12 protein-coding genes are annotated in these 12,915 nt (G+C 63.1%); all 12 read left to right on the forward strand.

Translation table 11 applies throughout. The annotated features are described in order from the left end of the window. Positions 1 to 14 precede the first annotated feature (14 nt). The 12 genes from IEW81_RS11570 to IEW81_RS14540 all read left to right on the forward strand — a co-directional run bounded on the left by IEW81_RS11570 (position 15) and on the right by IEW81_RS14540 (position 12,750). The gene (locus tag IEW81_RS11570) at positions 15 to 1,691 is read left to right on the forward strand and encodes a ribonuclease J (protein ID WP_097061192.1); all 1,677 of its coding nucleotides are present in this window, start codon (positions 15 to 17) and stop codon (positions 1,689 to 1,691) included. Positions 1,692 to 2,009: 318 nt separating this feature from the next. Continuing rightward, complete coding sequence (locus IEW81_RS11575; RefSeq protein WP_179691876.1) at positions 2,010 to 2,675, forward strand: hypothetical protein; 666 nt, start codon at positions 2,010 to 2,012, stop codon at positions 2,673 to 2,675. Between the two features lie 148 nt (positions 2,676 to 2,823). Then, positions 2,824 to 3,801, forward strand: a complete 978-nt coding sequence (locus IEW81_RS11580; protein ID WP_229671377.1) for an efflux RND transporter periplasmic adaptor subunit — start codon at positions 2,824 to 2,826, stop codon at positions 3,799 to 3,801. Continuing rightward, on the forward strand, positions 3,798 to 4,520 hold the full coding sequence (locus IEW81_RS11585; protein ID WP_097061190.1) for an ABC transporter ATP-binding protein: 723 nt from the start codon (positions 3,798 to 3,800) through the stop codon (positions 4,518 to 4,520). The genes IEW81_RS11580 and IEW81_RS11585 overlap by 4 nt, the downstream gene beginning before the upstream one ends. Next, on the forward strand, positions 4,517 to 5,728 hold the full coding sequence (locus IEW81_RS11590) for an ABC transporter permease (RefSeq protein WP_097061189.1): 1,212 nt from the start codon (positions 4,517 to 4,519) through the stop codon (positions 5,726 to 5,728). The genes IEW81_RS11585 and IEW81_RS11590 overlap by 4 nt, the downstream gene beginning before the upstream one ends. A gap of 77 nt (positions 5,729 to 5,805) precedes the next feature. Continuing rightward, positions 5,806 to 8,568, forward strand: coding sequence for an FtsK/SpoIIIE family DNA translocase (locus IEW81_RS11595; protein ID WP_097061188.1), 2,763 nt, complete (start codon positions 5,806 to 5,808; stop codon positions 8,566 to 8,568). Positions 8,569 to 8,575: 7 nt separating this feature from the next. Next, positions 8,576 to 9,217 (forward strand): CDP-diacylglycerol--glycerol-3-phosphate 3-phosphatidyltransferase, encoded by a 642-nt coding sequence (pgsA, locus tag IEW81_RS11600; RefSeq protein ID WP_097061187.1) that lies wholly within the window; start codon positions 8,576 to 8,578, stop codon positions 9,215 to 9,217. Then, positions 9,214 to 9,732 carry a CinA family protein gene (locus IEW81_RS11605; RefSeq protein ID WP_097061186.1) on the forward strand — a complete coding sequence of 173 codons (519 nt, stop codon included), beginning with the start codon at positions 9,214 to 9,216 and terminating at the stop codon, positions 9,730 to 9,732. Before pgsA ends, IEW81_RS11605 begins: the two co-directional genes overlap by 4 nt. A gap of 110 nt (positions 9,733 to 9,842) precedes the next feature. Continuing rightward, on the forward strand, positions 9,843 to 10,151 hold the full coding sequence (locus IEW81_RS11610; RefSeq protein WP_097061185.1) for a helix-turn-helix domain-containing protein: 309 nt from the start codon (positions 9,843 to 9,845) through the stop codon (positions 10,149 to 10,151). Positions 10,152 to 10,254: 103 nt separating this feature from the next. Further along, complete coding sequence (locus IEW81_RS11615; protein ID WP_097061184.1) at positions 10,255 to 10,479, forward strand: DUF3046 domain-containing protein; 225 nt, start codon at positions 10,255 to 10,257, stop codon at positions 10,477 to 10,479. A gap of 283 nt (positions 10,480 to 10,762) precedes the next feature. Next, positions 10,763 to 11,932 (forward strand): recombinase RecA, encoded by a 1,170-nt coding sequence (gene recA, locus IEW81_RS11620; RefSeq protein WP_097061183.1) that lies wholly within the window; start codon positions 10,763 to 10,765, stop codon positions 11,930 to 11,932. A 2-nt stretch (positions 11,933 to 11,934) separates the two neighbouring features. After that, positions 11,935 to 12,750, forward strand: coding sequence for a regulatory protein RecX (locus tag IEW81_RS14540; protein ID WP_229671378.1), 816 nt, complete (start codon positions 11,935 to 11,937; stop codon positions 12,748 to 12,750). Positions 12,751 to 12,915: the final 165 nt, after the last annotated feature.

Genomic DNA, 12,915 nt, shown 5'->3' on the forward strand with positions numbered 1-12,915 from the left:
CACGCAAGGTTCCGATGCCAGTCTCCATCTACACTCCTCCAGCACTTCCCCAGGGCACTCTGCGGGTTACACCCATCGGTGGTCTCGGCGAGATCGGTCGCAACATGACCACCTATGAGTTCGACGGCAAGCTGCTGATCATCGACTGCGGCGTGCTGTTTCCCGAAGAGAACCAGCCGGGCGTCGATCTGATCTTGCCCGATTTCAGCCCGATCAGGGATCGCCTCGACGATGTGCTCGGCATCGTGCTGACCCACGGCCACGAAGACCACATCGGTGCCGTCCCCTACTTACTCAGAATGCGCCAGGACATCCCGCTTATCGGCAGCACCCTGACCCTCGCCCTCATCGAGGCGAAGCTCAAGGAGCACAGGATCAAGCCGTACACGCTTACCGTGCGTGAGGGCCAGCACGAGAAGCTCGGCCCGTTCGAGCTGGAGTTCATCGCGGTCAACCATTCCATCCCCGATGCTCTCGCGGTCGCTGTCACGACGCCGGCCGGTGTCGTGCTGCACACCGGCGACTTCAAGATGGATCAGCTCCCGCTCGATGATCGCATCACCGACCTCCGTGCGTTCGCGCGTCTCGGCGAGGCGGGTGTCGACCTGTTCCTGCCCGATTCGACCAACGCCGACGTGCCCGGATTCACCCCGAACGAGCGCGACATCGGGCCGGTCCTCGAAGCCGTCATCGCGAAAGCCCCGCGCCGCGTCATCGTCGCGAGCTTCTCGAGCCACGTGCACCGCGTGCAGCAGGTCCTGGATGCCGCGGCGGCCAACGATCGCAAGGTCGTGCTGATGGGTCGCTCCATGGTGCGCAACATGGGTATCGCGGCGGACCTCGGCTTCCTGAAGGTGCCGGACGGCGTACTCATGGATGCCAAGAAGGCCGCAGACCTGCCAGACAATCGGCTGGTCTACATGTCCACGGGAAGCCAGGGCGAGCCCATGGCTGTGCTGGCGCGCATGGCCAACATGGAGCACCAGATCGAGGTCGGCAAGGGCGACACGGTCATCCTCGCTTCCTCCCTGATCCCCGGCAATGAGAACGCTGTGTATCGCGTCATCAACGGGCTCACCAAGCTCGGTGCGAACGTCGTGCATAAGGCCAACGCCAAGGTCCACGTATCGGGGCACGCGGCCGCGGGTGAGCTGCTCTACTGCTACAACATCCTCAAGCCGAAGAATGTGCTTCCCGTGCACGGCGAATACCGGCATCTCGTGGCCAACGCCAACCTCGCCATCCAGACCGGGGTACCCGAGAAGAACACGATCATCGCCGAGGACGGCACCGTCATCGACCTGCGTGATGGTGTTGCTTCCGTCGTCGGCCAGCTCGACCTCGGCTATGTGTACGTCGACGGCTCGAGCGTGGGAGAGATCACCGACGCCGACCTCAAGGATCGCCGCATCCTCGCCGAAGAGGGGTTCATTTCCATCTTCGTCGCGATCGACCCCCAGACCGGCAAGGTCATTGTCGGCCCGGAGATCCAGTCCCGGGGGTTCGCCGAAGACGAGAAGGTCTTCAATGCCGTCATCCCGCAGGTACTGAAGGCGCTGACGGATGCCGCGGAGAACGGAACCCGCGACACCCATGCCTTCGCGCAGGTCGTTCGCCGTACTGTCGGCCGCTGGGTAAACACGCAGCACCGCCGTCGCCCGATGATCGTGCCGGTGGTTATCGAGGCGTAGCAGGCCCCCGGGCCGGTCGCGGGGTTGTGTCCTGTGAAGATCGGACCGGATCCCCGCGCACACGGTTCGTCGATCTCTACTATCGCGCCGGAACGGCAGAGGTGCGCCGGCAACATGATCCGCACGGTGCGGAGGGCCAACTCCGCTCGCCGTATCGCGGAATGGGGTTGGTCGGTGATGGGTGTGGCTCCTGGCATCAGCGATGGTTTCTGGAGAGTGCGTGGTGCTGGCGGGAACAGATATTGCCATGCCGTTACGGATCGATAACAACCTGGGGTTTGGGGTTCACGACGAAGCGAAATACGGTGAGATTACGTCGTGAAAAGATTCGGAACGATAACCGTGTTCGGCCTGATCGTTGCACTCAGGGGATGCGGGTCAGTGCCTGAAACCTCCGCGCGTGACACGAGTACGCCGACGCTCGCGCCCGCTGCGACGGCGGCTCCCTCACCTGCCCCGACCTCCGTTGCTGGGATTCGACCAACTCTCGACGACCTGACGCTCTCGTTCGACGGGCTTGGGCCTCTTCGGTTGGGTGACGATCCCAGAACCTACGATCCCGATGTCTCGATAGTCGAGCGAGAAGACGATGCCTGCGGTGTTCCCGGCTTCGTGCGCTGGAATGCGGCATACCCCGACCGGCCTCTCAGCGATACGTCTCCCGGCAATACGATGAGGGCCTTTTCGGTGGGCTGGGCGGAGGATGTGGGGGTACAGGCGATCCAGGCGTTGTCACCGCGAATCAAGACGTCCGCTGGCATCACGGTGGGAAGCTCGTTCGAGTCGCTGGAGCTCGCTTATCCAGGTCTTGAACCGTATTCGACGGGGTCCGGTCGGGATCGTTATTCGGTCGCGGGATCCCCCGGCACGCTGTATTTCGATGTGGGAAACGGGCAGTCTGAACACACCGCCGCTGTGGTGGACTCGATGCTGGTCGTCGAGACGTCGGTGGGAGCCGGAGTTCCTTCCAATGAGGGTTGCTGACCGCAAAGGCAGGGCAGCCATTCAGCCAACCGGGTCCCCGCAAAACGTTGGGTAGCGGTATTCCCCTGACGGATGATTCGCTTGGGTCCGGTAGTGAGTACCGTTATGCCAGGCAAGCTCAGCGGCTGGGGTCGCAGACAGTGGGGTCGTGAACGTGGGCGTTGCACGCAAATGGGTGTTTCCGATCATCCGGATACTGATTTTTCTGGCCATCGCAGGCGCGCTTGTGAAGATCGCCTTCTTCGGTGATAGCCAGCCTGTCAGCGATGCCGCCTCGCCGGCGGGACAGATCGTGGAACCGCAGGTTCCCGTCACGATCGGCACCATCAAGAACGACGTGACTCTGCGGGGCACCGTCGCCGCCGATGACGCCGTCGAGATCAAGGCGACGCTGGCCGGGCAGGTTCGCGCGGTGATGGTCAGCCAGGGTCAATATGTGGATACCGGCACCGAGATTCTGACCCTGCGGGCCGATGTGATGAACCCCGACGGCACCTCCTACGTCGACTACGAAACGGTCGTGTCACCCACAGCCGGTGTGCTCTCGAGCTTCACCGCGCTGGCGGGGCAGACCTTCGCGGTGGGAGATGACGTAGGCAAGGTCGCGCCACCCACCTTTCACGTCAGCGGGCCCATCGCTCCCGAGCAGCAGTATCGCTTGTTGAACCAACCGACCGAAGCGCAGGTCACCATCACCGGTGGGCCGGCGCCGTTCAGTTGCACCGGTCTGACGATCGCGGCTCCCGTCGCCGGAGCCGACCCTGGTGCTGCACCGGGGAGCCCGACAGTGCGGTGCGCCGTCCCGGTCGACATGACGGTCTTTGCCGGGCTCTCGGCCGAGTTGACACTCGCCGGGGGCGTTGCCACTGATGTGCTGACGATTCCGACGACAGCTGTCGAGGGGTCGTCCCAGACCGGCAATGTCTTCTTCGTGCTACCGGATGGCGCGACTGAGTCGCGGCCGATCACGCTGGGGATCAACGACGGGGTGAACGTCGAGGTACTGGGAGGGCTGGCGGAGGGTGACATGATCCTCCAATTCATACCGGGAGCCGCCGCCCCTGTTGACGGCCCGCTGCCCGGGCAGTGCATCGACGACGGCAAGGGCAACACGGTCTGCGGATGAGCCTGCTCAGCCTGAGCGGCGTCACGAGGTCTGTCGACCTCCCCGATGCGCCGCCCCTCCACATCCTGAGAGGCGTCGATCTCGAGGTTTCCGTCGGGGATCACGTCAGCATCGTCGGTCGTTCGGGGTCGGGAAAATCCACCCTGCTGAACCTGCTGGGCCTGCTCGACAACCCCACCGAGGGCGAAATCCGATTCGATGACAAGCGCATCTCTGCGATGTCTGGGAACGAACGCGACAGGTGCCGTGGCCGAAATGTCGGCTTTATCTTCCAACAGTTCAACCTCCTCAGCGGCCGCACGGCTCTCGAGAATGTCATGACGCCGCTGCTGTATGCCTCAGGCCAACAGTTCTGGCGCCGAAAACAGCTTGCGCTCGACATGCTCGGCCGGGTGGGGCTCGACAGCCGCGCGCAGAGCATGCCCGAGAAGTTGTCGGGTGGCGAGCAGCAGCGCGTAGCCATTGCCAGGGCGCTGGTACGCGGGCCGCGGCTCATCCTGGCCGACGAACCGACAGGCGCGCTCGATGTGGAGACCGGCGCGACGGTCATGGCACTCCTCGATGAGGTTGCTGAGGCATCGGGAGCGGCGCTCATCACCATCACTCATGACGTGAATGTCGCGGCCCTCGCGCGACGTCACTACCGTCTCGATCAGGGCGTGCTGGCGCCGGTGGATGTGAAGCGGGTGCTGGCGCTCCAGCCAGGAGCGACACCGTGAGCGGGCTGGTAGGGGCATTTTCCGAGGCCTGGGCTGAGTTGCGCATCCACAAGACCAGGGTGCTGCTGAGCCTCATCGGCGTCGCGGTCGCCGTCACCGCCATCACGAGCGTCGTCGGACTCGGCGCGATAGCCCAGCAGGCGACGACCGAGAGCTACGAGCGCAGTTCGGGTCGCCCCGCGAGCCTCTTCATCAGTGCGTACAACCCGACCTCCGGCGAAGCTCCGGATGCCGACACGATCACCGAGGCATTCGACACCGCGGTGGAACGATACTCGGTCCGCTGGTCGACGCGGTCCGCATACACGCAGGTTTTCGTCCAGTTCATCGATGGCGTCACCCCCGTCGATGCGACGATCGTGGATGCCGACTTCGGCACCATGCATCGCGTAAAGCTCGCCGAGGGCGCGTGGTTCGTCGATTCCGACGCCGATCGCCTCGCTCCTGCTCTGATCGTCAACGAGGTGATCTGGAATCGGATGGGCTCCCCGGACCTGGCAACCCACCCCACGGTCACCCTCGATGGGCCGACTTCCATGACGGCCGTGATCGTCGGGGTCACTCCCTCAGCATCGTTCGAGACCTACCCGCTGATGTTTATGCTCACCGACGCCTATAGCCGGATCTCGACGCCCGAGCAGCGCGCGAACCTGTTCCCGCAATACGAGATGTGGGTACCACCCGAAATCTCAGACCAACTCACGCCGCTCATCAAAAGGGACATCGCGGGAGAACTTGGCGACGGCTGGCAGGTCGACGTGAATCGCCAGGACTACCTTGCCTTCAGCGGCGAAGATCCGCTGCTACCCCTGAAACTCATCGTCGGGGGAGTGGCGGTGCTGGTCTTGCTGCTGGGTGCGCTCGGGCTCGTGAACATCTCACTCGTGACGGTGCGGCAACGGGTTCGCGAGATCGGTATCCGGCGCAGTTTCGGGGCGACAGCGGGTCGGGTCTTCTTCGCCGTCATGATGGAGAGTGTCGTGGCGACGCTTGCCGCTGGGGTGATCGGGGTGTTTCTCGCCGTACTGATCGTCAAGAGCCCGATGGTCACCGACTTCATCGGGCAGGGCGTCACAGACCTGCCCGCCTTCCCGCTCGAGGCGGCGGTGATCGGGCTTGGCGCTGCAACTCTGGTCGGGGCTCTCGCCGGACTGCTGCCGGCGATTGTGGCCGTGCGCGTCAAGGTGATCGACGCAATCCGTTTCTGACCCTCGATGACCGGCACAGGGCGGACACGCTGCCCGCATCCCGCGTCCCGTCGCCCCTCGAAGGTACCGTTGGTTCCATGGCAACGAGCACCAGGTCGACGTCGCGCGCCCGCGCGACCCCGGCGCGTTCCCGCGCCACCCAGGTAACCAAGCGACTCCCGCGGGCGAAGAAGCAGCAGGTCGTAGTCGAACAGGATGGCCCGCTCGTCAAGGCCTGGCTCGGCCTCGCCCACGCGGTGGGCGGCGCGTTCCGCGTGCTCGGCTCAGAGACACTCGCCAAAGATGAACGTCGTGATGGTGTGCCGTTCCTGGTGTTCCTGCTGGCCGTGGCGGGGGCAGTGGTCGAGTGGTTCAATCCGACCGATTCGGTAGCTCTCGCACTGGATGCGTACACATTCGGTGGCATTTTCGGTCGCGTGGCGTTCGCGCTCCCCGTCATCATGCTGCTGTTCTCCGTCTGGCTCTTCCGCCATCCGTCGAGCGTCCACGACAACGGTCGAATAGGCATTGGAGTGACCCTTCTCGTCGTCACTGTCAGCGGGCTCTGCCACATCTACGGAGGCTCGCCGCAGCCGACCGGGGGGATGGAAGCGCTCGCGCAGGCGGGCGGTGTGGTGGGTTGGGTCCTTGCTCAGCCCCTGCTCGGTCTGGGAACCGCGTTTCTCGCGACACCGATCGTCGCGCTGCTCCTGGTGCTCTCGCTCTTCATCATCACCAAGACCCCGCCCAATCGCATCGGGTCACGTGCGCGCGATCTCTACTCCTACCTTTTCGGGGCGCAACTGCCTGACGAGAGCGAACGGGCCGCGTCGAAGGTCGGCAAAAATGACTCGGTCGAGTTCGGCTCCTTGACCGATCTCGGACTGGATGAGGATCCGGCATCCATCCCATGGTGGCGTCGGAACAAGTCGAGCCGGTCAGAAGAACCCGCGGCGTTTGACAGCCCGGTGGTCTCCCGTGACCAGGTCACCGAGGTGGTCGACCGCACGGGCCCTGCCGACGGTGTGGACGTGATGGACGAGTTGCTTCGGGCAGAAGATGCCATCAAACGATTCACCGGCGAGGTCGAGCACGGCTCTATGAGCCTTCGTGATGACGATGGTGCCGCGTCCAACCCCGAGCGGCTGCCAGGCTTCACGACGACAGCGCGTGAAAAGGGTGTGGCCGGGGAGTTCGATGACGAGCGTCCCGCTGCGCCATCGGCTCCGTCAGCCGTGGCGCCGACCCGGCCGATCGCGGCATACAGGTTGCCGGCACCGGCCATGCTCACGCCGGGCACCCCGCCCAAATCCCGATCGGCTGCCAACGATGAGGTCGTCGCCTCGATCACCGAGGTGCTGAACCAGTTTCAGGTCGACGCGAGGGTCACCGGATTCAGCCGCGGCCCATCGGTGACCCGTTACGAGCTCGAACTCGGCCCCGGGGTCAAGGTGGAGCGCGTGACCGCGCTCGCGCGCAACATCAGCTACGCCGTGGCCAGTAACGAGGTCAATATCCTCTCGCCTATCCCCGGCAAGAGCGCCATCGGCGTTGAAATCCCGAATAAGGATCGCGAGATCGTGTCGCTGGGTGATGTGCTGCGCTCCAACGCGAGCACCAAGAGCGTGCACCCGATGACCATCGGGCTCGGCAAGGATGTCGAGGGTGGCTTCGTCGTCGCGAACCTCGCCAAGATGCCCCACCTTCTCGTCGCAGGCTCCACGGGTTCCGGCAAGTCGAGCTTCGTGAACTCGATGATCACGTCGATCCTGATGCGTGCGAAACCGGCCGAGGTCAGGATGGTGCTGATCGACCCGAAGCGCGTGGAACTCTCCATCTACGCGGGCGTACCCCACCTCATCACACCCATCATCACCAACCCGAAGAAGGCCGCCGAAGCTCTCGCGTGGGTCGTCAAGGAGATGGATATGCGCTACGACGACCTCGCGTCGTTCGGGTTCAGGCACATAGACGACTTCAACCGTGCAGTCGTAGCGGGCGAGATCGTGTTGCCTGTGGGCAGTGAGCGCAAGCTGTCGCCGTACCCATACCTTCTCGTCGTCGTCGACGAGCTGGCCGACCTCATGATGGTTGCGCCTCGCGACGTAGAGGACTCCATCGTGCGCATCACCCAACTGGCCCGGGCATCCGGAATCCACCTGGTGCTGGCCACCCAGCGACCCTCTGTCGACGTCGTGACCGGTCTCATCAAGGCGAACGTGCCGTCCCGGCTCGCCTTCGCGGTGTCGAGCATGACCGACAGCCGCGTCATCCTCGACCAGCCAGGCGCAGACAAGCTCATCGGCCAGGGTGACGCACTCTTCCTGCCCATGGGTACCTCCAAGGCGATTCGCGTGCAGGGCGCCTGGGTCACCGAGTCCGAGGTCGCGGCCATCGTCCAGCACGTTATCGCCCAGGCGAGGCCCGAGTACCGCGAAGACGTGGCAGTCTCTGTCGTGAAGAAGAACATTGATGCAGACATCGGTGACGACCTCGAGTTGCTCCTTGCGGCGACCGAGCTCATCGTCAGCACGCAGTTCGGTTCGACGTCGATGCTCCAGCGCAAGCTCAGGGTAGGGTTCGCGAAGGCCGGGCGGCTCATGGACCTGCTCGAATCGCGGGAGATCGTCGGGCCATCCGAGGGGTCCAAAGCCAGGGACGTCCTTGTCACCGCGGAGCAATTGCCGTCAGTTCTCGCGCGGCTTCGTGGCGACGATGTCCCATCAGCCTCACCGGCGCCGCGACCCGACGTCTCACTGTCCGCACTCCAGTCTGACGCAGTCGCCGATTCATTGGCGGGGTACGATGTGGTCAACGGCGAGTCTGACGAGGATGCCTGGAGCCTGACCGATCGAGAGTGATCCACACGTGACTGACCTGCCGCAGAATCCCAGGGAGGGCTTCTTCGCCGGCCGCATCCTGCGCAGCGGTGACGGGCCGGCCAGTGTCGCAAACATCGCGAATATCGTCACGGTCGCGCGCATCCTGCTCGCACCCCTGTTCATCTGGATGTTGCTCGCCGACGGTGGAGATTACGGTGTCGTTCGCTATCTGGCGGCCGCACTCTTCGTGTTCGCCATCGTCACCGACACCGTGGACGGTCGGCTCGCCCGCGGACGCAACCTCATCACCGACCTCGGCATCATCCTCGATCCCATCGCTGACAAGATCCTGATCGGCGGTGCGCTCGTGGCGCTGTCGATTCTCGGCGAATTGCCGTGGTGGGTCACCGTGGCGGTCCTCGTGCGCGAGTTCGGCATCACGATCTTCCGGTTCGCCGTGCTGTCCACAGTCGTCATCCCGGCGTCACGAGGCGGCAAACTGAAGACCGTCGTGCAGGCAGTCGCGATCGCGCTTTTCCTCGTCGCTCCATGGATATTCCTGGGCCCCTGGGCGGGCTGGGTGAGCTGGATCGTCATGGGCGTCGCGATCGCGCTCACCCTCTACACCGGTGTCGAATACCTCTGGCAGGCCTGGCGTCACCGCAATACGGCGGCGGCGCGGTCATGACCTCGACCCAGGCTCAGGATGTTGCAAGCCTCAGTGCGCGGATCATCGGGCTGCTCACCGCACGACACCACACCATTGCTGTGGCGGAATCGCTCACCGGTGGCCTGCTCGTCGCCGAGCTCATCCGCACTCCGGGGGCTTCGGCCGTGGTGTCCGGTGGGGTGGTCGCATACAACACGGAGCTCAAGCACACGGTGCTGGGGGTGAACGCCGAGGTCCTCGCGCTCCATGGCGCAGTCCACCCGGATGTAGCCGCGCAGATGGCTGTCGGTGTGCGTGAGCACCTCGCCGTCGCCGGGCAGCCGGCACACATCGGCATTTCGACGACAGGTGTGGCTGGACCCGACCCCCAGGATGGCCGACCGGTCGGTACGGTCTACCTCGGGTTCGCGATCGGGTCGGACGTACGCACAAGACACCTGCAACTTTCGGGGAGCCGAGAAGCCATCCGCGAGGCGGTCGTCTACGAATCACTCTTAGAACTCGAAGCACTTCTCGCTCACTCGCGGGAATAGCACTCGTTTCGATCTCGTTATAGCAAGAGAATTCACAAGTACCGTACAGATTCGAGTAGCTAGAGTACACGTAAGCTAGCAATCACGATCGGTCAGAAAAGGAGGCTCCAATGATTTTGGTTCGTCAAGAAATCGGTGACGTTCTCCGAGACTTCCGTCTGCAGAAGGGCCGCACCCTTCGTCAGGTCGCAAGCAAAGCGAGTGTCGCACTCGGTTACCTGAGCGAGGTGGAGCGTGGTCAGAAAGAGGCCAGTTCTGAGATCCTCGCGTCGGTTGCCGATGCACTCGATACGCCCATCTCGGTCATCATGCGTGAAGTGGGTGACCGATTGGCCATCATCGAAGGCCTCAACCCGATTCCGGACACTCTTCCGGATGATCTGGTTGCAGAGTTCGATGCCGACCTCGTCTCGCGTTGATCGCCTGATAGCTGTTTAGAGCGGATGCCCTGGCCAATACGGCCGGGGCATTCCAACGTTCGGCGTGGTTTTGTCGCTCCCCGCGTATTCCTGGAGGTATTGGTTGAGGCTCAGTGAGTTCTGGCTTGCCGTCTCTGATGAGTTCGGTGAGGCATACGGACGCATCCTGACCCACGATCTCGTCATGGGCGAGATTGGCGGGCTGACGGCCGATCAGGCGATCAGAGCCGGAACGAATACCCGCGAGATCTGGCTGGCGCTCTGCAGGGCGATGGATGTTCCGCCAGCTCGCTGGCACGGCGTTGGCCAGCGCGAGCCAAAAAAGTAGCCCCAACACGCCGTTCAGAAATATCGAACATGTGTTCGTATCTTGCTAGTCTCCTCCATAACGTCTAATCGAAGACGGTTATTGTGCACAGCAGCTCGGACTTCGACAGTCAATGTCGGTTGGCGAGCGTAACGTGACCGGTAGTTGTTTCGACCTGAGACACCAGCCTTTGTCGGGAGGCTGCAGCCCTTGCTCCATCGGGCTTCAGCAAAACGACAGCCTATGGGCAGCAACCAACTATGCAGTGTCAGCTGTGTAGTTCCACAGATGCAGGGAGACCCTAATGCCATCAGCAGCAGATCGCGAAAAATCACTCGAGACCGCGCTTGCGCAGATCGATCGCCAGTTCGGTAAAGGTTCGGTTATGCGACTGGGCAGTGACGACAGGGCTCCTGTCGAGGTGATCCCCACCGGCTCCATAGCGCTGGATGTCGCTCTCGGCATAGGTGGGCTTCCCCGAGGCCGCATCGTCGAGATTTACGGCCCAGAATCCTCGGGTAAGACCACACTCACTCTTCACGCCATCGCGAATGCCCAGCGCGCGGGTGGTATCGCCGCCTTCATCGATGCCGAGCATGCTCTCGACCCCGAGTATGCGGCCAAGCTCGGCGTCGACATCGATTCCCTTCTCGTCTCTCAGCCCGACACCGGTGAGCAGGCGCTGGAGATCGCAGACATGCTGGTGCGATCGGGTTCCATCGACCTCATCGTGATCGACTCGGTTGCAGCGCTCGTTCCCCGTGCCGAGATCGAGGGCGAGATGGGGGACACCCACGTCGGCCTCCAGGCGCGTCTGATGTCGCAGGCCCTTCGAAAGTTGACAGGTGGACTCAGCCAGACCAACACCACCATGATCTTCATCAACCAGTTGCGCGAAAAGATCGGTGTGTTCTTCGGCAGCCCGGAAACGACAGCCGGTGGTAAGGCTCTCAAGTTCTACGCATCAGTTCGACTCGACATCCGCCGTATCGAGACGCTGAAGGATGGTACGGAGGCGGTCGGTAACCGCACGCGGGTGAAGGTCGTCAAGAACAAAATGGCTCCGCCGTTCAAGCAGGCCGAGTTCGATATTCTCTACGGCATCGGTATCTCGCGAGAAGGCAGTCTCATCGACTTCGGCGTCGAGCACGAGATAGTTCGCAAGTCTGGCGCCTGGTACACCTACGGCGGCGATCAGCTCGGCCAGGGCAAGGAGAACTCGCGTAAGTTCCTGCTCGAAAACCCCAAGATCGCTAAAGAGATCGAACAGCGCATCATGGTCAAGCTTGGCGTCGGTGCCGAGGCCAAGGCCCAGCAGGCCAGGGAAGCGAAGGCCATCATCGACGCGGCAGTTGCCGCAGACGCTGCAGAAACCAAGGCCGGAGCCAATGGTTCCGGTCCCGTGCTGCCGGTGGCTGCGACGGCACCGACCAAGGCTTCTGCTGCCAAGCTCAAGATGGCAGTAGGCCAGTAGCAGTGAGCGCTGCTGACGGCGAGCGAATCGCACCAGTCACCTATCTCTTCGGCGTAAAACCGTCGACTGAGACGGAGGAGTATGCTGCGATTTCTTCGCCGTCGGCGGCCCTGTCCGCACAAGCTCCGACGCCTGAATCAGGGCCACGGTTCGTCGACCTCGGTGAGACCTCTGACGAACTCGCAGAATCGCGCCCGCCGCACAGGGGCTCGAGCGACGCAGGCCCGTCGCTCAGTGCAGGCCCGTCGATCAGTGATGAGAAGCCGGTGAACCGCAGGGCATCTGGTTCGGCCTCGGCAGAACCTGCGCCCAGAGCGGGATCAGGCCGGGATAAATCCAAGGGCTCCTTCGACAGGATCAGCAACGTCAGCATGTATGCGCTCGCTCGGCGTGGCATGTCGTCCCGCGAGATGCGTGACTACCTGCTGGGTCGTGAATTCGAATCCTCAGAAGTGGACATCGAAATCGAGCGGTTGGAAAAGGTCGCCTTACTGGACGACCATGCTCTGGCCGAGACACTCATCCGAACGCTTCAGGCACGGAAAGGGCTCGGGCGGTCGGCTTTGACGGCGGAACTTCGCCGCCGAAACGTCGACCCAATTGCTGTCGAGTCCGCCCTTGCGGTGCTCGATGATGACGACGAGCTGGAGCGGGCTGTGGTGATCGCGATGAAGCGAGCCGGTCAGCTTCGATCCCTCGATGCCACGACGGCGAAGCGGCGGTTGGGCGACTTTCTTATGCGGCGGGGATATTCCGGTTCGGTCGTATCGAAGGCCGTGCAGGCGGCGTTGGCTCCCACCGGTCCGACTTTCCGCTGACGCCGGAGAACCCATACGTCGGAGAACCAACACGTCGGCGAACGTTTACGTTGGCGGACTCCTGCGGCGGTGGGCTCATTTTGTCGGCCCGTGCCGTGGTGTGCGCCCCTCTTATAGAGGGATCAGCCGTCGATGCTCGAGTTGTGTCAGGCTTAAGATTGACTA

This window comes from Salinibacterium xinjiangense (genome assembly GCF_014645015.1).
GTDB lineage: Bacteria > Actinomycetota > Actinomycetes > Actinomycetales > Microbacteriaceae > Rhodoglobus > Rhodoglobus xinjiangensis.

Excerpts from the sequence above, each read along its gene's own strand:
- IEW81_RS11585 (WP_097061190.1), top strand. The coding sequence starts at position 3,798 with ATGAGCCTGCTCAGCCTGAGCGGCGTCACGAGGTCTGTCGACCTCCCC.
- IEW81_RS11570 (WP_097061192.1), top strand. The coding sequence starts at position 15 with ATGCCAGTCTCCATCTACACTCCTCCAGCACTTCCCCAGGGCACTCTG.
- IEW81_RS11610 (WP_097061185.1), top strand. The coding sequence starts at position 9,843 with ATGATTTTGGTTCGTCAAGAAATCGGTGACGTTCTCCGAGACTTCCGT.
- IEW81_RS11605 (WP_097061186.1), top strand. The coding sequence starts at position 9,214 with ATGACCTCGACCCAGGCTCAGGATGTTGCAAGCCTCAGTGCGCGGATC.
- IEW81_RS11595 (WP_097061188.1), top strand. The coding sequence starts at position 5,806 with ATGGCAACGAGCACCAGGTCGACGTCGCGCGCCCGCGCGACCCCGGCG.
- recA (WP_097061183.1), top strand. The coding sequence starts at position 10,763 with ATGCCATCAGCAGCAGATCGCGAAAAATCACTCGAGACCGCGCTTGCG.